This is a genomic window from Algoriphagus lutimaris (genome assembly GCF_017051705.1).
In the GTDB taxonomy this organism is placed as follows: Bacteria; Bacteroidota; Bacteroidia; order Cytophagales; family Cyclobacteriaceae; genus Algoriphagus; species Algoriphagus lutimaris.
Window position 1 is genome coordinate 1,970,056 of record NZ_JAFIDJ010000001.1, and the last position, 21,908, is coordinate 1,991,963.

General features: G+C 38.4%; 18 protein-coding genes. 10 read left to right on the forward strand and 8 right to left on the reverse strand.

Going from position 1 to position 21,908, the window contains the following annotated elements; genetic code table 11:
* The first annotated feature begins 8 nt into the window (after positions 1-8).
* Positions 9-1,691, forward strand: coding sequence for an amidohydrolase (locus JYB62_RS08120; RefSeq protein WP_205644894.1), 1,683 nt, complete (start codon positions 9-11; stop codon positions 1,689-1,691).
* Here the strand turns inward: JYB62_RS08120 and JYB62_RS08125 are convergent.
* The gene (locus JYB62_RS08125) at positions 1,676-2,362 is read right to left on the reverse strand and encodes a ComEA family DNA-binding protein (protein WP_205644895.1); all 687 of its coding nucleotides are present in this window, start codon (positions 2,360-2,362) and stop codon (positions 1,676-1,678) included. The genes JYB62_RS08120 and JYB62_RS08125 overlap by 16 nt on opposite strands.
* Positions 2,363-2,563: 201 nt before the next feature.
* Between JYB62_RS08125 and hemA the strand changes: the two genes are divergently transcribed.
* Positions 2,564-3,832 (forward strand): glutamyl-tRNA reductase, encoded by a 1,269-nt coding sequence (hemA, locus tag JYB62_RS08130; RefSeq protein ID WP_205644896.1) that lies wholly within the window; start codon positions 2,564-2,566, stop codon positions 3,830-3,832.
* Positions 3,833-3,927: 95 nt separating this feature from the next.
* On the forward strand, positions 3,928-5,490 hold the full coding sequence (locus JYB62_RS08135) for a WG repeat-containing protein (RefSeq protein ID WP_205644897.1): 1,563 nt from the start codon (positions 3,928-3,930) through the stop codon (positions 5,488-5,490).
* Positions 5,491-5,553: 63 nt separating this feature from the next.
* Here JYB62_RS08135 and floA read toward each other — a convergent pair whose 3' ends face one another.
* The 3 genes from floA to proS form a co-directional block, all read right to left on the reverse strand.
* Entirely contained in the window at positions 5,554-6,561 is a 1,008-nt protein-coding gene (gene floA / locus JYB62_RS08140) for a flotillin-like protein FloA (RefSeq protein ID WP_205644898.1), read from the reverse strand.
* Position 6,562: 1 nt separating this feature from the next.
* Positions 6,563-7,027, reverse strand: coding sequence for an NfeD family protein (locus JYB62_RS08145; protein ID WP_205644899.1), 465 nt, complete (start codon positions 7,025-7,027; stop codon positions 6,563-6,565).
* A gap of 89 nt (positions 7,028-7,116) precedes the next feature.
* A complete protein-coding gene (gene proS, locus JYB62_RS08150; RefSeq protein WP_205644900.1) occupies positions 7,117-8,598 on the reverse strand; it encodes a proline--tRNA ligase in 1,482 nt (493 codons plus the stop codon).
* A gap of 122 nt (positions 8,599-8,720) precedes the next feature.
* Between proS and JYB62_RS08155 the strand changes: the two genes are divergently transcribed.
* On the forward strand, positions 8,721-10,079 hold the full coding sequence (locus JYB62_RS08155) for a hypothetical protein (protein ID WP_243431466.1): 1,359 nt from the start codon (positions 8,721-8,723) through the stop codon (positions 10,077-10,079).
* Positions 10,080-10,153: 74 nt separating this feature from the next.
* On the forward strand, positions 10,154-11,665 hold the full coding sequence (locus JYB62_RS08160) for an OmpP1/FadL family transporter (RefSeq protein ID WP_205644901.1): 1,512 nt from the start codon (positions 10,154-10,156) through the stop codon (positions 11,663-11,665).
* On the opposite strand, the gene JYB62_RS08165 is transcribed toward JYB62_RS08160, so the two are convergent.
* From JYB62_RS08165 to JYB62_RS08175, 3 genes are read right to left on the reverse strand one after another with little or no spacing between them, the layout of a single operon-like run.
* Positions 11,648-12,184 carry a shikimate kinase gene (locus tag JYB62_RS08165; RefSeq protein WP_205644902.1) on the reverse strand — a complete coding sequence of 179 codons (537 nt, stop codon included), beginning with the start codon at positions 12,182-12,184 and terminating at the stop codon, positions 11,648-11,650. The genes JYB62_RS08160 and JYB62_RS08165 overlap by 18 nt on opposite strands.
* Positions 12,181-13,281 carry a BT_3928 family protein gene (locus JYB62_RS08170; protein ID WP_205644903.1) on the reverse strand — a complete coding sequence of 367 codons (1,101 nt, stop codon included), beginning with the start codon at positions 13,279-13,281 and terminating at the stop codon, positions 12,181-12,183. Before JYB62_RS08170 ends, JYB62_RS08165 begins: the two co-directional genes overlap by 4 nt.
* Positions 13,274-13,822 carry a DUF1599 domain-containing protein gene (locus JYB62_RS08175; protein ID WP_205644904.1) on the reverse strand — a complete coding sequence of 183 codons (549 nt, stop codon included), beginning with the start codon at positions 13,820-13,822 and terminating at the stop codon, positions 13,274-13,276. Before JYB62_RS08175 ends, JYB62_RS08170 begins: the two co-directional genes overlap by 8 nt.
* 16 nt (positions 13,823-13,838) lie before the next feature.
* Here JYB62_RS08175 and folP point away from each other — a divergent pair, with 16 nt between their 5' ends.
* The 3 genes from folP to JYB62_RS08190 all read left to right on the forward strand — a co-directional run bounded on the left by folP (position 13,839) and on the right by JYB62_RS08190 (position 16,645).
* The gene (gene folP, locus JYB62_RS08180; RefSeq protein ID WP_205644905.1) at positions 13,839-14,720 is read left to right on the forward strand and encodes a dihydropteroate synthase; all 882 of its coding nucleotides are present in this window, start codon (positions 13,839-13,841) and stop codon (positions 14,718-14,720) included.
* Positions 14,717-15,595, forward strand: a complete 879-nt coding sequence (cdaA, locus tag JYB62_RS08185; protein WP_205644906.1) for a diadenylate cyclase CdaA — start codon at positions 14,717-14,719, stop codon at positions 15,593-15,595. The genes folP and cdaA overlap by 4 nt, the downstream gene beginning before the upstream one ends.
* A 327-nt stretch (positions 15,596-15,922) precedes the next feature.
* Positions 15,923-16,645 (forward strand): DUF5715 family protein, encoded by a 723-nt coding sequence (locus JYB62_RS08190; protein ID WP_205644907.1) that lies wholly within the window; start codon positions 15,923-15,925, stop codon positions 16,643-16,645.
* Positions 16,646-16,749: 104 nt separating this feature from the next.
* Here the strand turns inward: JYB62_RS08190 and kbl are convergent, their stop codons facing one another.
* Positions 16,750-17,946 (reverse strand): glycine C-acetyltransferase, encoded by a 1,197-nt coding sequence (gene kbl / locus JYB62_RS08195; RefSeq protein WP_205644908.1) that lies wholly within the window; start codon positions 17,944-17,946, stop codon positions 16,750-16,752.
* A gap of 153 nt (positions 17,947-18,099) precedes the next feature.
* Here kbl and JYB62_RS08200 point away from each other — a divergent pair, with 153 nt between their 5' ends.
* Together JYB62_RS08200 and JYB62_RS08205 are read left to right on the forward strand one after the other, a co-directional pair.
* Positions 18,100-19,047, forward strand: a complete 948-nt coding sequence (locus JYB62_RS08200) for an NAD-dependent epimerase/dehydratase family protein (protein ID WP_205644909.1) — start codon at positions 18,100-18,102, stop codon at positions 19,045-19,047.
* A gap of 122 nt (positions 19,048-19,169) precedes the next feature.
* Positions 19,170-21,908: a DUF1553 domain-containing protein gene (locus JYB62_RS08205; RefSeq protein WP_205644910.1), complete on the forward strand. Its 2,739-nt coding sequence runs from the start codon at positions 19,170-19,172 to the stop codon at positions 21,906-21,908.

Genomic DNA, 21,908 nt, shown 5'->3' on the forward strand with positions numbered 1-21,908 from the left:
AAACAAATATGTACATAAATCCTCAGTCAAAATTAAAGTTCTTTACAAAGTTCTTCACTTCATCAATCCTAAGTGGATTGTTTATTTTGGTTTCATGCCAATCCCCAAAAATTCAGGCAGACGTAATTTACTTTGATGGAACGATTTATACGGTTAATTCTGAATTTGAAATAAGCGAAGCACTTGCTATTAAAGACGGTAAATTTCTTGCCGTAGGATCGAGTGACGAAATCCTAGGAGGATATGATGCGGCCGAAAAAGTGGATCTTAACGGCAAGTCGGTTTACCCAGGCTTCATAGATGCCCATACCCATTTCAATCGATACGCAGAAGGATTACGAGTAGTAGACTTAGTTGGGGCCAAAAGTTATGATGAACTTATCCAACGGGTAAAAAACTATGCAGATGCTAACACAGATGAAGCTTGGATTTTAGGTAGAGGTTGGGATCAAAACCTTTGGGAGGGGCAAGAATTTCCTACCCGAGAAAAACTGGACGAGCTTTTCCCAAATACACCTGTTCTCCTAACTAGAATTGATGGACATGCTGCTCTGGTTAACCAAAAAGCATTGTCAATTGGTGGGATTACTTCCCAAACTAAGATGCTTGGAGGTAGTGTGATCTTAGAAAATGGAAAAACCACAGGAGTACTTGTGGATAATGCCATTGATTTAGTCAGTAATAAAATCCCGAAAACTACATCGGAACAAGCTAGAAAAGCCCTATTAGCTGCTCAGGAAAATTGCTTTGCGGTAGGACTTACCTCTGTAGTAGATGCTGGGCTAGATCAGGAAATCATTGAATTATACCAACAACTTCATCAGGATTCCTTATTGAAAATGAGAATTTATGCCATGGTCAATCCAACTCAGGAAAACATGGACTATTATTTTGATAAAGGAATTTATCAAGATGACCAATTAACCGTGAGAAGCTTCAAAATCTATGGAGATGGGGCTTTAGGATCTAGAGGTGCGGCGTTATTAAAACCATATTCTGACAAACCTGATCAGACAGGCTTTTTGCTGAGCACGGAGGATGATTTCAAAGATTTGGCAGCAAAAATGTATGAGCATGGATTTCAAATGAATACACATTGCATTGGAGATTCAGCGAATAGAACCTTACTGAATATTTATGCTGATGTTTTAAAAGGAAAAAACGACTTACGCTGGAGAATTGAACATGCACAAGTGGTAAATCCAGAAGATGTATCCAAATTTGCCGAATATAGCATTATTCCATCGGTACAACCCACCCATGCGACCTCAGACATGTACTGGGCAGAGCAACGTTTAGGTCCGGATCGGATCAAGCACGCCTATATTTTTAATGAACTGTTGGAACAAAATGGAATGATTGCTTTAGGAAGTGATTTCCCGGTAGAGTTCATCAATCCTCTATATGGTTTCCATGCCGCGGTTGCCAGAAAAGACAAGAACAATTGGCCGGACGAAGGTTTTCAAATTGAAAACAAACTAACTAGAGAAGCTGCCTTGAAAGGCATGACCATTTGGGCTGCTTATGCAAACTTTGAAGAAAGTTTAAAGGGAAGTATTGAAGTGGGAAAATTAGCCGACTTAGTAATAATGGAAAAAGACATCATGGTTGAAGATGCGACAAACCTGAGAGAACTCCCCATAGATCGGACCATCATCGGAGGAGAGGTTGTCTATCAAAATGCCAAATAAGGAGCAATTTTATCAATCCATTGAGGTTTGAAAATTTTAATTTCTTTTAAGTCCTCAATGGATTGATATGCACCATGTTGTTTTTTGTAAGCCAAAATAACTTTTGCTTCCGAATAAGAAATATAGGGATGCTTAGCAAGTTCTGATTCCGTAATTTGATTGATTTCCATTTTCCTGAAGACCAATTCATCGAACTCAAAGTAATTGCAAAGTTTCTCGATTGTTTCCGGCGTTAACCCATAAACTTCTGATAATTGGCTTACGTCATGAAAGCCACCTAGTTGCTCTCTATACTTTATTATTCTGCTGGCAAATGCCGGACCGATCCCAGGTACGATTTGCAGCGTAGCAGAATCAGCTTCTGACAAAGGAATCTTTTTTAAATTCTCGAATTCCTGATCCTGGGCTACGGGTTTATTTTTTACAGTATCCTCTGGATTAAAGACAAGATCCGGGGAGGAAACCAATTCTACTCCAGCCTTTCTTAAAGAATCAATTTTCAACTGAAATTGAAACTGATAGTCTTCCGCAGCCCTATCTCTTATGTAGCCAAAAAGTGTTGGAATCAATAACAAAATGGTCAAAAAAGGGAGCAAGAATAAGAACCCTCTGGACTCTTTGTTTGAAAAACCCAAATAGGATTTTAGCCAATAAAAAATAGTGCCTTTCATATAAAAATTCGGATCACTTGAAAGAATTGATTCTGTCTATGATGTATAATTTAAGAATATTGGCATCTTAATTCAAAATTCATGAAATTTGCGATATCTAGATGTTTTTTATTTAGATAGATTCCAAATTGGAATTTCGATAGGCAAAAAAGCTAATTACATGCCTATTGTATTTAAATTTGCGTTGTAAGACTTGTCCCTATGCAAATCAAGTTCAGAGCATTAAGTTTATCACATAAGACCGCACCCGTCCAGATTCGAGAGATTATCGCTCTCAGTGATCAGGAAATACAGCGAACATTATTGAAATTGAAGGATTTCTTCAGTTTGAATGATGTATTGATACTTTCTACCTGCAATAGAACTGAGGTGTATTACAGTCATGATCTTGACTTGAGTACAGAAATCATCAAATTAATTGGACTTGAAAAAGGTCTTCCTGATGTTGTCAATTACCTAGAATACTTCCAGATCTACAATACCGATAGAGCAGCGATTGCTCATTTGTTCCGTGTTTCAATGGGATTGGAAGCACAAGTAGTAGGAGATATTCAGATATCCAATCAGGTAAAAAGAGCGTATCAAGCATCTGCGGATTTAGAAATGGCAGGACCATTCCTTCACCGATTGATGCACACAGTCTTCTTTACCAACAAGAGAATTGTACAAGAAACTGGTTTTAGAGAAGGTGCAGCATCACTTTCTTACGCAGCCATTGAATTAATAGAAAGTCTTACTTCCAATACTTACCAACCAAGAATCTTATTGATCGGAGTTGGGGAGATTGGAGAAGATGTTGCTAAAAACATGGTCTATCTTCCTAATGCAAAAGTGAAGGTAACCAATAGAACACTTTCCAAAGCAGAGGAGATTGCAGCTCCTTTGGGATTTGAAGTTATTCCTTTTGAGAATTGTTTCGAAGCCATGGAAGAGGCCGATGTAATCGTATGTTCGATTATGAAAAACGAGCCTTTTATCACCAAAGAGCTGATTAAATCTTTCGACATTCCTAGTTATAAATTATTAGTAGATCTTTCTGTTCCAAGAAGTATCGAAACCAGTGTAGAAGATGTGCCTGGAGTAATCTTGTATAACGTTGATAATATCCGCAGTAAGACTTCTAAAGCTTTAGAAAAAAGACTTGCTGCTGTTCCTCTTGTTGAAAGCATCATTGAAGAAAGCATCGAAGAGTTTTATAATTGGAAAAAAGAAATGATGGTTTCACCTACCATCAACAAACTGAAGCAGACACTTGAGCAAATCCGATTGGAGGAATTAAGCAGGTATTTGAAAAATGCAGATGAAAAGGAATATGCGGTGATTGACAAAATCACCAAAAGTATGATGCAGAAAATCCTGAAAGTTCCAGTAGTTCAACTGAGAGCTGCATGCCAGCGAGACCAGGCAGAGGAAATGATCGAATTCATTTCTGATCTTTTTGATCTTGATCGGGAAAACACGAAAAAGTAATCTATTAAATACTTAAAGAGAAATGACCAAAGGATTGTAAAAACCTTTGGTCATTTTATATTTGATCCCTATTCAAAAATTCTGCTCCATAACAAATGAAAGCAATCAAGTTTGTACTCCTTTTATTAATTAGCACAATTTGCTCCCTGCAACCTATCTTTTCCCAAACTTGGGAGGTGTATGATGATGAGTACAGATTGCAAAAAAGACTTCTTTACGATCAAGTTGAACTGTTAAGCGAGACTGTCAGGATTGGTAAAAAAGATTCTGTTTTAAGTTTATTATCCTCAGACCTCACTCCCGCTGTTTCTCTACAGGGAAGTGAAGTATATCAATACCTTGAACCATGGATTTTGGTAAAAGGGCCTAATGGATTAGGTGCTTTTCATGAATACGGTCAGCAAGTACTTCCTTTAGAATACGACGAGATTCAAACCTACTTCAACTTACTGTTAGCAAGAAAAGGAAATAAGTACTGGATTTTTGAAAGAGGAAGTGGCAAAACTACTCCATTAGGGACTTTGGACCGAGCTTCATTGACAAAAACAGGGATGCTCATTACCCAAATAGGAGCCGAGTATTTTATTCCTTTGTCTAATGCAGGCCAAAAATCATTTCAGTTATTGGAAGAATCTGAAGGAGACTTCCTTCTAGCAAAAGAAGAGACTGGGTATGGATTAATCAATCGGGAAGGTGATTATGTACTTGCCCCAGTAATCGATGAACTAAAGCATAATAAAGGGAATTTCTATTTTGGTTTTGAAGACAATCAATTTTTATTGATTGAAGGAAATGATATGAAAGCCAATGTTCGATACAACTCCTATCATAGAATCACATTAGAAGATGGGTTGATGTTGGAATACATCCATGGAAAGCTTCGTAGGGTCATGAAAGAGGGCGGAATTCTGTTGGATGCAGTGGGGATGGAAGAAGTAACAAGAATTGGCGAGGACCTTTACAATATAAGATTCAGAGATGGTAATCTAGGATTGCTTGGTAAAGGAGGCTGGTTAGTTCGACCCAATGCTCCCTTAGAAAGAATACTTATGGGATCGAACGGACTATTTCCAGCTTTGAAAGAAGGTTCTCTTGGCTTTGTAAACTCTATGGGGGAATGGATCATTCAACCGCAATATGAAGATCTGACTCTTTTTTCAGAATCCTTGGCAGGGTTTAAAAAGGGAGGAAAATGGGGAATCATAAAAGCGAACGGAGAAGTCTTAGGAAACACCTCTTGGGATGAAATAAAACCATTCAAAAAAGGTTTTTCCATTGCTAGATCAAACAATCAATTCTATCTCTTGAATGCTAATGGAGAAGTAGTCAATCAGGAATCCTTCGATCAGGTACTTAGAACCAATGATGGGTATTTCATTGTAGAAAAAGCTAATAAAACAGGTATTTTGGACCCAGCTGGTAAAGAATTAATCCCAATTGAATTTGATCGTGTACATCGTGCTCAAAGGGACTTAATTGTGGTTCAAAAAGATGGAAAAACAGGACTGCTTTCTGACTCAGGAGAGGTGCTACTTCCATTGGCATTTGAAGATGTTTTAATTGATTCCGGCACTGGGAAAATCTTAACTAAAAACCTCTATGAACCTGTAGTAGTCATTGAACCGGAAACCACAGGGAGGAAAAAAAGCAAAAAGTAATCCTTAGAAATAAAAAACCCCAATGAATTCTTTCATTGGGGTTTTAATCTTTTATTAAGGATTCTATTTGTCCGATTTACCTTTTCCTGAATCTTTTGAGTCAGTATCAGATTTGGCAATGGAATCTCTCATGGAAGTATCTGATTTGATATTTTCCATTCGGTAATAGTCCATCACCCCCAGTTGACCACTTCTGAAAGCCTCTGCTAAAGCCTTTGGTACTTCTGCTTCCGCTTCTACGACTTTCGCACGCATCTCTACATTTCTTGCTTTCATCTCCTGTTCCAATGCTACCGCCATAGCTCTTCTTTCTTCAGCTTTTGCTTCTGCTACCTTTAAATCTGCAGAGGCTTGATCGATTTGAAGTTTCGCTCCTATGTTGGTTCCTACGTCAATATCTGCAATATCAATGGAAAGAATTTCAAAGGCAGTTCCCGCATCCAATCCCCTCTCTAAAACCAGTTTGGAAATCTTATCGGGGTTTTCCAAAACACTTTTATGGTTGGACGCAGATCCTATGGAAGTTACAATTCCTTCCCCTACCCTTGCTAAAATGGTTTCCTCTCCTGCACCACCTACCAGTTGCGCGATATTGGCACGAACAGTCACCCTTGCTTTTGCGATCAGTTGAATCCCATCTGCTGCCACAGCAGCTACATTTGGAGTATTGATCACTTTAGGATTCACTGAAATCTGTACAGCCTCGAAAACATCCCTTCCCGCCAGGTCAATCGCTGTTGCCTGTTTGAAAGAAAGATTAATATTGGCTTTATCCGCAGAAATTAAGGCTCTTATCACATTTGGCACATTCCCACCGGCTAAGTAATGCGTTTCCAGGTCATTAGTGGTAAGCTCCAGACCAGCTTTAGTAGCTGTAATCAAAGAATTCACTATCACACTCGGTGGCACCTTTCTTATTCTCATTCCTACTAGCTCTAGTAAACCAACCCGAACATTTGAAAACTGAGCGGTAATCCAAAGATTAACAGGTACAAAATAAAGAAAGATGAAAAGTAAAATGATCCCTGCTACCGCAGCAACCAGAATAAACAATGAGCTATTTGGATCCATGTTATTTAACTAAAATTTGATTGTTTTCAATTTTCATAATGATGATCTCTTTGCCTACTTCTATAAAACCAGACTCAGATTTCACTTCATAAACTTTCTCTTCTACTCCAAAAGATGCCTTTCCAAAAGGTTTTAAATCTGAGATCGCTTTTCCTGGCATTCCTACTTGTAATCCTTCAGTCCTTCCATCAAAAGTACGACCTTGGTTGGTTGTTTTAAGAGAAAATTTGTTCCATACTCCTGATCTAAAGCTGTATACAATAGCCAGCAGATTTGATATCACCGCAATTCCTGTGATCCACCATGCTGTCCCCGCATCAAAAGATACGAATGCGTAAATAATACCTGCAGCACTTACTATAAGCCCAAATACACCCACCACCGTGGTACCGGGAACAAATAGGACTTCCGCAACCATCAAGATTAAGCCTATTAGTAGTAAAGTGGATAAAATAATTATAGTCATCACGGGCTGAACTAGAATCCTAAAATACGAGAATCCTGATTAGAGTATTCAATAAACATAAAAAAACCCGGAAAATTCCGGGTTTCTCATTAATAAGCTTTGGCAAAATAAACTCTTCCTTCAGAAGGCTTCCCTGTCAATATACAGGTTCCTGCTTCCTCTTTCCTATTCAGAGGAATACACCTGATGGTCGCCTTCGTCATCTCTTTAATTTTATCTTCCGTCTCTGGAGTTCCATCCCAATGGGCAGAAATAAATCCTCCTTTATTTTCCAATACATCTTTAAATTCTTCCCAAGAATTTACTTCGGTCGTTTTCTCTTCTCTAAAAGAGTAAGCCTTAGAATAAATAGACTCTTGGATTTCAACCAGCATCCCCCCGATTTTTTCAGCAATTGGTTGGGAAGCCAATTCAAATTGGGATTTAGTCAAATTATCTCTTCGAGCAATTTCTATTGTTCCATTTTCTAAATCTCTAGGCCCGATAGCAATTCTTAGAGGAACACCTTTCAATTCGTATTCGGCAAATTTAAAGCCTGGCTTATGCGTATCTCTATTGTCATACTTCACAGATATCCCCGCTTTTCTCAACTCAACCATTATTTCATTGGCCTTTTCAGAAATCGCTTCGAATTCCTCATCTTTTCTATAGATAGGGACAATAACGACCTGGATTGGGGCCAATTTTGGAGGCAATACTAGACCGTTGTCATCAGAATGCGCCATGATCAATGCCCCCATTAATCGAGTACTTACTCCCCATGACGTTCCCCACACATATTCCAATCCACCTTCTTTAGTGGCAAATTTTACATCAAAGGCTTTCGCAAAGTTTTGTCCCAAGAAATGAGATGTTCCTGCCTGCAATGCCTTTCCGTCCTGCATCATCGCTTCAATACAAAGTGTATCATCCGCCCCGGCAAATCGTTCATTGGCAGATTTTCTTCCTCTCACCACTGGCAAAGCCATAAATTCCTCTGCGAATTGTGCATACACATTCATCATTTGCATGGTTTCGGCTTTTGCTTCTTCAGCTGTGGCATGTGCTGTATGTCCTTCTTGCCATAAAAACTCTGCTGTCCTTAAGAATAGTCGAGTCCTCATTTCCCATCTTACCACATTGGCCCACTGATTCACTAATAAAGGCAGATCACGGTAAGATTGTATCCAGTTTTTATAGGTGCTCCAAATCACAGTTTCAGAAGTTGGCCTAACGATCAGTTCTTCTTCCAACTTCGCTTCTGGGTCCACAATCACACCACTTCCATCCTCCGCATTCTTTAATCTATAGTGGGTTACGACAGCACATTCCTTGGCAAAACCTTCGACGTGATTGGCTTCCTTACTTAAATAAGATTTCGGAATAAATAAGGGAAAATACGCATTGGTATGTCCAGTTTCTTTGAACATTCGGTCCAATTCTGCCTGCATTTTTTCCCAAATAGAATAGCCGTAAGGTTTGATCACCATACAGCCTCTTACTGCAGAATTCTCTGCCAAGTCAGCTTTTTTAACTAATTCGTTGTACCAAAGTGAATAATCTTCACTTCTCTTAGGTAGTCCTTTACTCATTATAATTGATTCAGATACTTTTTGTCCTTAATTTTGCTAAATTGAGCATGGCAAATATAAAGTAAAAAGTATAACCCTTCACTTTTAAGACCGTATAAGAAAGTAACAATCTAACTTCGACTATGAAGAAAATTTCATTATTAACATCATCTGTAATTCTGGGAGCCATTGCGATCAGTGCTTGTAGTACAAATAGACTAGCTAGTACTGGAGGGGAACAGGATAATTTGTATTTCATGGCTTCAGATGCAAGAATTGCAACTGAATTCGCTGTGCAGAACAATAATCCTGAATCTTTCGAAAGTTTAGGTTCTCTAAATACCGAAACCTATCAAGGCGAAAATTTCAGTACTCGAAATGTAAACCCTGAGTATATCGCGAGATATTCTGCAACAGAGGACACCTCCTCAAATGACATGGTTTATTTTGACGAGGGAATTGCTTCTGCCGGAGAAGGTGATATTAATGCCTACGATGATTTTAGAGTAAATAATTCAAATACCTCATCCTTTGGATCAGGCTTCAATCCATCTATTTCTTTTAGCCTTGGCTACATGGGAGGTTTTAGTCCCTGGGGAATGGGATTCTATGATCCATTCTACATGCCAGGAATGTTTCCATCCTATGGATTCAGACCAGGATTTAGTTTAGGATTCGGAATCGGATTTGGATTTGGTTCCATGTTCGGCTGGGGTCCAAGTTTAGGTTTTGGTTGGGGTTATCCAGGATTTGGTTATCCGATGTTTGGAATTGGATATCCAGTTTATGGATTCCCAGGATATGGTTACCCAGGATATGGTTATAACAGACCTATCTACATCTTGCCAGGTGGTGAATACGGTGATAGAAGAGTAGTGAGAGGTTCAAGAGGAACTAGAGGAGCTGGCTTAGCTACCGCTTCTTCAAGATCCAGAAGTTCTGCAATTCTACCTAGCACTTCTAGAGCGCAAGCAAGAAGAGATGCCATCAATTCTCCTACCAATAGAAGTTTAGTATCTGGTAATAACACCAGATCTGCTTCCAGACAATTTAGTAATTCAAAAAATGATTACTATACCAATGGTAGAACGCGGGTAGGAACTACTAGAAATGTGAGCTCTCCAGCAGTTACCAGAAGTGCCACAAGATCTAGAAGTGCAATGCCTTCTGCTAGACCAAGCTATTCTGGAACCAACTCTAGATCTTCTAATCCTTATTATAACAGCCCAAGCAGAAATTCAAGAACTTATAGAAGCACAAGTCCTTCTTACAATAGATCGGCAAGTCCTTCATACAATAGAAGCAATATTCCTGCAGGAAGAACACCATCTTATGGAACCTCTCCTTCAAGAATGTCTTCACCTTCTAGAAGCAATACAAATACAAGAACTTTTAGCACTCCAAGTAGAAGTTCAGGAAGCGGAATTAGTACTGGAGGTTCGAGAAGCAGCGGAGGCGGTGTCTCCAGTGGATCATCATCCAGAGGAGGAAGGGGAAATTAATTCCCCTTTTTTTTTGACCAAAATGTCACAATTTATCACCCTATCCGTTATCTATAAAACAAATTATTGATTCGATGAGGCTAACTCCCTTTATTTTCTTTGTCGTATTATTCACATCCAATTTAGCATTTGGGCAGAGTGGATATTATGAAGATGCATATAGATTCAGCCATGTTAAACCAGCAGGTTCATCCAGAGTAATGGCTATTGGTGGAACTCAATGGTCTCTTGGTGGAGATGTATCCAACATTGCTGGAAACCCCGCAGGTTTAGGTTTTTTCAGAACCTCAGAAGCTAGTATCTCATTAGGATACTCAGACTGGAAAGTCAATACTAATTATTTAGATCAGCAAAAATCCTATAATACTACCAATTTTAATCTACCAAACCTTAGTTATGTAATGGCTAATCCAAAAGAAGGATTGGGTCGAGGTGCATTTAAAGGTGGGGCTTTTGGTATCAGTATTCAAAGGATTGCCAATTTTAATACAGAATATGGTTTCTTTTCTGATCAACTAGGAAATACTTCTATTATAGATTTTTATTTACAGGATGCAAATGGAATTCGTGAAAGTCAAATTGAATCCTATGGCTTGACAGGTTTGGCTTACTCTACCTATCAAATCAATCCTATATTTTTCGATGAGGATGGAAATGTAATTAATGATCCTAGTACCTATGATTCCTTTGTGACAGGCTTTCCTTTTCAAGACGAAAATATCAGGCAAGAAGGAAGTTCCAATCAAATAACCTTCAGTTATGGAGCTAATTTTAATCATAAGGTATTTGTAGGCGGATCTTTAGGAATAAGAAACTTGAATTTCAGTTCCACCAAGACCTATAACGAAGAGTTTCCAGACGGACCATTAATTAACTCGTCACTCACCGAAAGACTTTACATCAACGGATCCGGAATTAACCTAAATCTTGGATTAATCTATAAACCAATTGACTACCTGAATTTAGGTTTCACATTCCAAACACCTACCTGGTATGCCTTGAATGAGGAATATGAAGCGAGCATGTATGCCAACTATGACAATTATGAATATGAGCCAGAAGATATTGTCTTGGGAGAAGTAGATGCATTATCAGATTATATACTAGGTTCATATAATCTAAACACCCCTTTAAAAATCGGAGCTGGAGCTACTTTCTTTTTAGGGAAAAATGGGTTTATCTCTGGAGATGTAGACTTTGTTGATTACAGCAACTCTACGATCAAAAGCAGAGATTTTGATGAAGGACCTGATAACCAAGTAATCCGTACTCGTTATACCAGTACTTTAAATTATAGACTGGGAGCTGAAGTTCGATTAGATGTCTTACGTTTAAGAGGTGGATACGCTTATTATGGTGATCCAATCTCTAATTCGGACTATGACCGAAGTACCAATCAAATCAGCGGCGGTATTGGAGCCAAATTCAACAAGTTTACAATTGACATGGCTTTGATTAGCCAAAAGGCTAACGGTTTATATTCCAGCTATCAGGTATTAGATGGACAAAACAATAACATTGGGCCGGTAACTGAACTTGAAAATAGAATCTTTACAGGAATGCTAACCCTAGGATTTAGTTTTTAATAAACTGATCAATTCTGACATTAAAAGCTCAGCGGAAAACTCTTCTCCGCTGAGCTTAATTTTTGCCTGATTATAAAAATATTCCCGGTCGGTAAGTAAGCTTTTTAGTTTCATTACAGTCTCTTCCCGGTCTAAATCCTGAAACATAGGTCTGTTTTGGATTTTGGATACTCCTAACCTATTTGAAATCTCCCCTATCGGCACATCTAGGTAAACCGAAACTGCATGCTCATTGATTAGCTCCATGTTGTCATTGAAGCAGGGACATCCTCCTCCAGACGCCAACACGTAGGACTCATGAGCTTCCAATATTTTTTTTAAAGATTCAGTTTCCCACTCTCTAAACTGACCCTCTCCGTATGATTTGAAAATTTCGGGGATTTTCATTTTATAATTTGACTCAATCAATGAATCCAAATCATAGTATGGAAAATCCAACACCGAAGCAAGTTGCCTTCCAAAGGTGCTTTTCCCTGAACCAGGCAATCCTACCAAAACAACTTTAAGCTCTTTTGTCATTGTACATAAAGATCAATAACCTCTTCGGCAGAAGGAGTATTGTTATGATGGTATTTAGCTAATACTTCCCCATCTTTTAATACCATGATACCCGGATTAGATCGAATAATAGTTTTCACAACAGTGGCATCTGCTTGAAGACCAGTAATCCCCCATCCCCTTTTATTTATTAATGCATTTATTTCTTCCTCTGTAGCTGCTGCGACAAAGACCACTTCTAAAGGAGAGCCATTTAAACTTTGTACCAACTCATCGATCACTTCCAAATTTGAGTCATCCATCTTTGGCATACTGCTTACTAAAATCACAACTTTATTACCTGTAAACATCTCAGACGAATAGTCCCCATTTTCATTCCAAACAGCAAAATCAGAAATTTTTGGCAGGCTCTCAGGGTTCTTTAAGTTCATTTCCACAAACTCGTAGCTTTCATCTGAAGGATATTGATCCATCACTACAGTTTGACCATCTTTTTGCATGACATAGGAATACAATAAAGGAGCTGAAGGCTCCATAGCCCTCGGGATATTCACACCTACCTTATAGGCTCTAAAATCTATAAATGGAAGGTTTCTAATAGCTAAAATGGAAACAATCAAGGAAGAGACAACGACTACAACTACTGTTATATTCGCCCATTTGGCAGAACTTTTGGGTAAGTCTGCTTGAAAAATGAACAATATAGTAATCAGGACCAACAGTATAATATCCTTGTAGAATGATTCCCAAGGAGTCAATTTGATGGCATCCCCAAAACACCCACAATCAGTCACCTTATTGAAGTAAGCAGAATAAAAAGTCAGGAATGTAAAGAACAAGATCATAAGACCCAATGCCCAAACCGTAAATTTACTTTTTACTCCCAAAATCAGCATAACTCCCAATGCTACCTCCAAAATCACTAAAAACACCGCTATTTCAAGGGCAAAAGGTTCGAAAACTGAAAAAAAGCCAGCAATGTCATTTGAAAAAACATCAAAATATTCTTCCAACTTAATAGAGGTGCCAACTGGGTCATTCACCTTTATTAATCCAGAAAAAATAAAAAGTCCTCCTACTAACAAACGAAGGACCCAAAGAAAGCCGTCTTTAATCATGGTGATATCCTAGTTTAATCAAACAAAATACTGAGTAATTTATCATATCCTGGTAATTAGCTTCTATTCCTTCAGAAACTAAAGTTTGGCCCGCGTTGTCTTCAATTTGTTTGACACGCAAAAGCTTCATTAGAACAATATCTGTCATTGAGCTGACTCTCATCTCTCTCCAAGCTTCTCCATAATCATGGTTTTTGTTTTCCAACAATCCCTTGGTCTCGCTTACCCATTTATCATAAACCGGTTCCAGATCCTCAAAAGGAATTTCCATACGGTTATCCTCAGAAAAACTAATTTGAAGTAAAGCAATGAGGCAATAGTTTATAATCCCCACAAACTCATCCACGATGGGATCATTTACTTTTTGACTTCCTTTCTCTTGAATGGAGCGAATTCGCTGGGCTTTGATGAAAATTTGATCGGTGATGGAAGAAAGTCTTAAAATCCTCCAAGCCGTCCCATAATCGATGGTTTTCTTACGAAATAATTCTTTACAACGGCTGATAACTTGTGTATATTCGTTGCTAGTTAGCGTCTCCAAATTTTATTTTAGTTTAATGTTTCCTGTTAAGGGAGTTTCTTCATTCGAAGATAGAGTATTTCCCCAAAAATATACATTTCAATTTAACGGACAGCTCCAAGTTTGGAATAGTCCGAAAATTATGGGTATATTAAATGTAACCCCTGATTCATTTTTTGGAAAAAGCAGAACCAATTTTACTTCAAATGACTTTGCAAGACAAGTTGAAAAACTGATTTCCGAAGGAGCTGACATTTTAGATATTGGGGGATATAGTACAAGGCCCGGTGCAGTAGAAGTTTCTGAGGCGGAAGAAATAAATAGGGTGGTACCTGCAGTAGAATGGATCTCTAAGAATTTTCCAGACACCTTACTTTCCGTAGACACTTTTCGTGCAAATGTTGCCCATCAGGCAATCGGTTCTGGAGCCCATATCGTAAATGATATTTCTTCAGGTGATTTGGACCCCGAAATGATTCCAACCGTAGGAAGGTTAAAAGTTCCTTATATAGCGATGCATATGCGCGGAAATCCTGCGAATATGCATGAACTAACAAATTATTCTGATATTTTAGGGGAAATATTGAATTATTTCGCTGAAAAACAGGAACAATTTAAAAAGTTTGGCATTAAAGATGTAATAATTGATCCTGGCTTTGGATTTGCAAAAACGATTGAACAGAATTACTTTTTGCTTAAAAATTTAAAGCAATTTCAACGTTTATCATCTCCTATTTTGGTAGGAATTTCTCGTAAATCTATGATTTACAAAACCCTTCAAACAAATGCTGATGGTGCATTAAATGGGACTACTGCTTTAAATATGTTTGCACTTTGCCAAGGAGCAAACTTACTTAGAGTACATGACGTTAAAGAAGCAAAAGAAACATTAAAATTATACCACACAATTTACTCTTGACATTTTTATTTAAAATAGGATTTTTAGACATCTCCATCGTCAATATGATAGATATTGCGCTGGTAGCTGCGCTATTATATCAGGTTTATAAATTATTGAAGGGTAGTGTGGCCATCAAAATATTTTTAGGGTTCCTATCCATTTACCTGATTTACCTCTTGGTAAGAGCTTTGAGAATGGAGCTTCTTTCTGCCATATTAGGTCAATTTATGGGTGTTGGTGTGATTGCGGCCATTATTATTTTCGCACCAGAAATCAGAAAATTCCTCCTGATCATAGGTAGATCCTCCTTCCTCTCTGATGATAATATGTGGAAAGACCTGCTTTTTTTCTGGAGAAAAAGAGAAAACTCAGTTTTCAATATCAGCCCAATAATAGATGCTTCCAAAACCTTGGCCGGAAGTAATACCGGTGCATTGATGGTTATTTCAAAAAGTACAGAATTGAAATTCTATGCAGAAAGTGGTGATATTTTGGATGCTGACCTTTCTAAACGCTTATTGATTTCCATTTTTAACAAATATAGCCCATTACACGATGGGGCAGTGATCATTTACAATGGTAAAATCAAAGCTGCCCGTTGTATTCTTCCAGTAACAGAAAGAGAAGTGCCAGCCCAATTTGGATTAAGACATAGAGCTGGCATTGGCATGTCGGAAGCGACAGACACATTAATTCTGATCGTCTCCGAGGAAACCGGACAGTTATCAATGGCAAAAAACGGAAAAATTCTTCATAATATGTCTTTTCAGGAAGTCCGAGAAACCATCAATGACTACCTAAACAATGAGGATGTGGATTCCAGATTTGAAGATATTGAAGAGTATGAATTGAAAAAAAGACGGAAAATGGCCATGACCAGTAAGTCAACTTAAACCAGGGCAAACTGAATAGTTTGCCTTTCTTATTACTAAATATTTCAAAAGACCTTTCAAAGCTATTTTTAAACTCTCAACTTAACTACTAAGCCTATTATCCCATCGCCGACTTTTCGTTTAATTTACCTTCTATAAACTCTTAGTGCCCGAAAAAAAATTTATTCTGGGATTTTACGTTAGAAAATTGGACCTTAATTTGTTCAAGGGGCAGACTACACCCACATTCTAGGACAACGTATGCGTTCAAACTTTAGAATGGTTTAATCTTTGCTCCATTTATTGTCACTAAGAAAAAATTAAAAAGGAATCAAGTATACCTCACCTATGAAAAAACCGTCTTTCATTCACCTAGCCTTTTTTTTCATACTTTTTTCGGCAGGTGCGCTGGCAACACAAGGTTACATGCCAGAGTTGAAACAGCAATTAAAAGATACCTATACTACTCTTACTAATATAGCAGACTCAAAGGTAGAAAAGCCTGAAATGCCTGATGCAATCGAGGTTGATTTGCCCGAACTTAGAGTAGTCCCTCCTATTCCGAAGGAGGTCACCAAAGAATATGACAAACATCTGTTTGCTGCTGAGCATAATGGATTTGGGTTAATTGAAGACGAAAATCATTTCAAAAAACTCATTGAAGAAGAAAAACTAGTACTTATTGACGAGGGTACTGGCTATGAGGTAATGAAATTAACACATAGTCATCCTTATATTACTCCTTATTCTAAAGCAGTCTTGGAGGAAATTGGAGTCGCATTTCAAACCATTATGGAATCTGACAGCTATTTCACCCTTACATCTGTTACACGTACACCCGAACAGCAAAAAAGCTTGAGAAGAAGAAACAGTAATGCAACCAATGGAAACAGCTCGCATTCATATGGCGCATCATTTGATATCTCCTACATCCGATTCAATGGTAAGAAAAACTGGAGTAGAAAATCACAGAAAAAACTAGAAAAGGTCTTGGAGGAATTTCAAAAAGCCGGCAAAATCTTTTACCTCAAAGAGAGAAAGCAACGATGCTACCATGTAACCGTTAGATAATACCTTGGCAAGTATCATATTTCAAAAAGTAAGCCGGGAATCTTAATAAGAAACCCGGCTTTTTTATGTCATTAAGGACTTTTCAAGCAAAAGGTCGATTGACCTTACTTGATCACTCCCAATTCTTTTCCTACTTCAGTAAAAGCTGCAATTGCTTTATCCAAGTGTTGTTTTTCATGTCCTGCGGAAATCTGAACACGAATTCTTGCCTGCCCTTTAGGCACAACAGGGTAATAGAATCCTATTACATAGATCCCCTTTTCAAGAAGTTTTTCTGCCATTTTTTGGGAAAGTACTGCATCATATAACATGACTGGTACGATTGGGTGAGTTCCAGGCTTAATATCGAATCCCACAGCAGTCATTTTATCTCGGAAATAGGTAGTATTTTCTTCCAACTTATCTCTAAGAGCGGTCGTTTCCGTCAACAAATCAAAGACTGCAATGGAAGCACCTGTAATCGATGGAGCTAAGGTATTGGAAAACAAATAAGGTCTGGATCTCTGTCTTAGCAACTCAACAATCTCCTTACGTCCTGAAGTAAATCCTCCGGATGCACCACCTAAGGCTTTTCCTAAAGTTCCTGTGATGATATCAATTTTACCCATGACGTTGCAATGCTCATGAACACCTCTTCCTGTTTTTCCCATAAAACCTGTAGAATGACACTCATCTGACATTACCAAGGCACCGTACTTTTCTGCCAATGCAACTATCTTATCCAATTGTGCAATGGTGCCATCCATAGAGAACACACCATCCGTTACAATTATTTTTTGCTTTGCTCCTTTGGCATCAGCATCTTTCAATTGGGCTTCAAGATCATTCATATCATTATGCTGATACCTAAATCTCATTGCCTTACATAATCTGACCCCATCAATGATAGAGGCGTGATTCAATGCATCCGAAATAATTGCATCCTCTGGACCTAATATCGGTTCGAATACCCCCCCATTTGCATCAAATGCAGCTGCGTACAAAATCGTATCTTCTGTTCCCAAAAATTCCGAAATCTTCTTTTCCAATTCCTTATGAATATCCTGGGTTCCACAAATAAATCGTACGGAAGACATCCCGAAACCATGGGTATCAATCGCATCCTTTGCTGCTTCAATAACTTTTGGATGAGAAGAAAGTCCTAAATAATTATTAGCACAGAAATTCAATACTTTTTGTCCACCTGCTATTGTGATTTCTGCAGATTGTGGAGAGGTGATTATTCTTTCCTTTTTAAATAGTCCAGCTTCTTCGATACCTTTTAGTTCTTCAACCAATTTGGGTTTTAATCTGTCGTACATTTGTAGTTATGAATTAATAGTTCAAATACTTTCTTAAGCCATCAATCAAAAAGTCCTGCAAGACTTTAGATTTTTCTTACTTTTGCCATCGCATTCCCAAATATAAACAAAAACCTAAAGCAGGGCTTTGGGTGTTTTTTGAAAGAATTTAAAATGGAAAAAATCCTTGTAATCGGAGCTGCGGGACAACTTGGTTCCGAACTGACAAAATCTCTAAGCGATCTATATGGTGGTGAGCAAGTTATCGCCACAGACTTGAACGAAGCAGCCAAATCCAAGTTTGATTACTGCCGGTTTGAAGTGCTTGATATTATGGATCAGGAAGCCGCAAAAGATTTGATAAAGAAGGAGAATGTAAAGCAGATTTATCACTTAGCAGCAGTACTTTCCGCTACAGGCGAGAAAAAACCTCTGTTTGCGTGGGATTTAAATATGGAAAGCCTACTTTTTGTATTGGAAATGGCTCGGGAATTTAAACTAGATAAGGTTTATTGGCCTTCTTCCATAGCTGTATTCGGTCCAAACACTCCTAAAGTCAATACCCCTCAGTATTGTGTAAAAGAACCCAATACCGTATATGGGATCTCTAAGCAGGCGGGTGAAAGATGGTGTGAGTATTATTTCCAAAAATACAATGTGGACGTAAGAAGCCTTAGGTATCCTGGATTGATTGGCTACAAATCCTTACCGGGAGGCGGAACTACCGATTATGCAGTGGATATTTATCATAAAGCTATTGCAGGCGAAAAATTCAATTGCTTCTTGCGAGAAGACAGTTACCTTCCTATGATGTATATGCCTGATGCCATAAAAGCAACCTTGGACCTCATGCATGCACCTTCTGAATCAGTTAAAATTAGATCCAGCTATAATCTATCTGCCATCAGCTTTGCTCCAAAAGACATCTACCAAAGTATTTTGAAGCATTACCCTAACTTTGAAATTGAATACCATCCAGATTTCAGACAAGCAATTGCCGATTCCTGGCCAGACAGCATCGATGACAGCCCAGCACAAAATGACTGGGGCTGGAAACCTGACTATGATCTAGACAAGATGACAAAAGATATCTTGGATAATCTTCCAAATTTTTCTTTTTAAGAAACTCTAAAAGACTTGAAACATTCCTTTCAAGTCTTTTTTTTGGTCTATTTTGATATGAGAAGGGACTTGATTTTTGAAGTAGTTTTAAAATAACTATTTTTCGAATCAGCATTAAATCCATGTCAAATAATCGCATCATATTACTTCTTTCTATAGCGGTCTTCCTGACTGTAATGGGATTTCTTCTATTTGGAAAAACACAGGAAGTAGACTTTAGTACCCAAATCAAACCCATCTTAAACAAACATTGTATATCCTGCCATGGCGGTGTAAAAAAAAGTGGTGGATTTAGTGTATTGTTTGAAAATGAGGCATTAGCAGTAACAGAATCTGGACATCCTGCGATCATTCCCGGAGACCCCAACAACAGTGAATTAATTAAAAGACTGACGGAGTCTGATCCTGAGCTAAGGATGCCTTATGAAAAACCTCCTCTTTCTCAAGAAGAAATTGATTTACTTAAATCTTGGATTAATCAAGGCGCAAAATGGGGGAAACATTGGGCTTACGAACCGGTGCAAGAGCCTGCTTCTCAAGAAATCAAACTGGAAGCTGGAATAGGATCAGAAAAAACCAATTCTAATTCCAATCCAATCGACTTTTATGTAGAGAAAAAACTAGAAGAACTGGATTTGAAATTTTCCCAAGAAGAAAACCCTAACAAACTTTTACGAAGAGTTTCCTTAGACATAACTGGCCTACCTCCTTCCGATTCATTGGTATCACTTTATGAGAATGAGAAGATATCCTACGAAGAAGTGGTCGATTATTTATTGGAGCAACCTACTTATGGTGAAAATTGGGCGAGTTGGTGGCTAGACTTGGCAAGGTATGCTGATACAAAAGGATATGAGCGAGATGTTACAAGAACTCTTTGGCCTTTCCGGGACTATGTAATCAATTCTTTCAATAAGGATAAACCTTTCGATGAGTTCACCATTGAACAATTGGCAGGTGATTTATTGCCTAACCCAACGACTGAGCAATTAACGGCTACTGCCTTCCACCGAAACACCATGAATAATGATGAAGGTGGAACCCAAGATGAAGAATTTAGAGTTTCGGCCGTTCTAGATCGCCTAAATACTACCTACGAGGTATGGCAAAGTACCACCATGGCCTGTGTACAATGTCATAGCCATCCTTACGATCCTATCAGGCAGGAGGAGTTTTATGAATCTGCCGCTTTTTTTAATAATACTCGTGATGAAGACACCCATGACGAAGAGCCGAAGCTCCGATTTTATTCGGATGAGGATAAAATTGATGTAGCGAACATTGTGAATTGGGTAAAGGATCTCCAAGGAGCTGAAGAGGCAAGAAAGAGAAATGATTTCTTAACCTTTTTTGAACCAAAATATGAGGCACATATAGCGACAGATTTTGACAAAGCTGAATTGATCGATACCAAATGGCTAGGCATGTGGCCTGGAGGGTCTGCATATTTAAGAAATATTGACACCCAAGGCTCAGATCAACTATTAATAGATTATTGGACTAGCATTGACGGAAGCAAGATCACCATTCAAAAAGATGGTCCAGAAGGAGAAGTCCTGAGCACCTTTACCATTAATAAAACAAATGGCGAAACCATATCTGCATTTCCTTTCAAGCCAATTCATGGTATCAATGATTTATTTATTTCGGTGGTCAGCCCAAATGCTAAACCCCAGCAAAATACTTCCGCCATCGTTTGGTTTGCATTTGTACCTACCCTTCCCGGAAAAGAAAAAGAAGGATATAAACCTATTCAAGAAACCTGGGAAAAACTACTGAAATTTAAAGGAACGAAGCTTCCGATCTTGATCGAAAATCCGGATTACATGAAGCGAGAAACCCGAATTTTCGAACGGGGGAATTGGTTGATGCTTGGAGACAAGGTTAATCCAAACACCCCCGATGAGTTAAACCCTTGGAAAGAGGAATGGCCAAAAAACAGACTGGGATTCGCATATTGGTTGACGGATAAGAAAAACCCATTAACCTCTAGAACATTTGTAAATCGAATTTGGGATCAACTATTTGGAAGAGGCTTGGTCAGCACATTAGAAGACATGGGCACACAGTCTGACCCTCCTTCGCATCCTGAACTTTTGGATTACCTAGCTTGGGTCACTATGAACGAGTATGACTGGAGTATGAAAAAACTCATCAGGGAAATCGTCACTTCCAGAACCTACAAGCAAAGTTCGGTAGTCTCTCCTACACTTTATTTTATAGATCCTCAAAACAAATGGTATGCACGAGGACCAAGGATACGTTTGAGTGCGGAGCAAATTCGCGATCAATCTTTGGCAGTCTCTGGATTGCTTTCCAAAAAAATGTTTGGGCCAAGTGTAAAACCTCCTCAACCTGAGGGAATTTGGCAGACAGTTTATAATGGAGAATCCTGGACCGAAGCGGAAGGAGAAGATAGATATAGAAGAGGAATTTACACATTCATCAAAAGGACAAGCCCCTACCCTTCGTTCATCACTTTTGATGCAGGAAGTAGAGAGGTATGTCTAAGTAGAAGAATCGTTACCAATACCCCTCTCCAAGCCTTGGTAACTTTAAACGATCCAGTCTATTTAGAAGCTGCTGCGAATTTGGGTAATATCATGAAGACAAAAGATTCGAATCCTTCTAAAGCAATCTCTTTTGGGTACGAAAAATTGATGCTAACTCCTATCAGTGATCAGAAACTAGCTGCCTTGACCTCTTTGTATGAAAGTTCTTACCAAGAGTTTAAAAAAGATACAGCCGCAATGAATGCTTTTATAAAATTAGAGGATGTGAAGACCACCCCTGAGTTAGCAGCCATGGCCGTAGTGGCAAACGCATTATTGAATTTAGATGAATTTCTAACCAAACCATAA

Coding starts and splice junctions, on each gene's coding strand:
- JYB62_RS08160 (WP_205644901.1), top strand. CDS start 10,154: ATGAGGCTAACTCCCTTTATTTTCTTTGTCGTATTATTCACATCCAAT.
- JYB62_RS08205 (WP_205644910.1), top strand. CDS start 19,170: ATGTCAAATAATCGCATCATATTACTTCTTTCTATAGCGGTCTTCCTG.
- JYB62_RS08145 (WP_205644899.1), bottom strand. CDS start 7,027: ATGACTATAATTATTTTATCCACTTTACTACTAATAGGCTTAATCTTG.
- floA (WP_205644898.1), bottom strand. CDS start 6,561: ATGGATCCAAATAGCTCATTGTTTATTCTGGTTGCTGCGGTAGCAGGG.
- kbl (WP_205644908.1), bottom strand. CDS start 17,946: ATGTACGACAGATTAAAACCCAAATTGGTTGAAGAACTAAAAGGTATC.
- JYB62_RS08155 (WP_243431466.1), top strand. CDS start 8,721: ATGAAGAAAATTTCATTATTAACATCATCTGTAATTCTGGGAGCCATT.
- JYB62_RS08200 (WP_205644909.1), top strand. CDS start 18,100: ATGGAAAAAATCCTTGTAATCGGAGCTGCGGGACAACTTGGTTCCGAA.
- JYB62_RS08165 (WP_205644902.1), bottom strand. CDS start 12,184: ATGACAAAAGAGCTTAAAGTTGTTTTGGTAGGATTGCCTGGTTCAGGG.
- JYB62_RS08125 (WP_205644895.1), bottom strand. CDS start 2,362: ATGAAAGGCACTATTTTTTATTGGCTAAAATCCTATTTGGGTTTTTCA.
- hemA (WP_205644896.1), top strand. CDS start 2,564: ATGCAAATCAAGTTCAGAGCATTAAGTTTATCACATAAGACCGCACCC.
- JYB62_RS08170 (WP_205644903.1), bottom strand. CDS start 13,281: ATGATTAAAGACGGCTTTCTTTGGGTCCTTCGTTTGTTAGTAGGAGGA.
- JYB62_RS08120 (WP_205644894.1), top strand. CDS start 9: ATGTACATAAATCCTCAGTCAAAATTAAAGTTCTTTACAAAGTTCTTC.
- JYB62_RS08190 (WP_205644907.1), top strand. CDS start 15,923: ATGAAAAAACCGTCTTTCATTCACCTAGCCTTTTTTTTCATACTTTTT.
- proS (WP_205644900.1), bottom strand. CDS start 8,598: ATGAGTAAAGGACTACCTAAGAGAAGTGAAGATTATTCACTTTGGTAC.
- folP (WP_205644905.1), top strand. CDS start 13,839: ATGTTTCCTGTTAAGGGAGTTTCTTCATTCGAAGATAGAGTATTTCCC.
- JYB62_RS08135 (WP_205644897.1), top strand. CDS start 3,928: ATGAAAGCAATCAAGTTTGTACTCCTTTTATTAATTAGCACAATTTGC.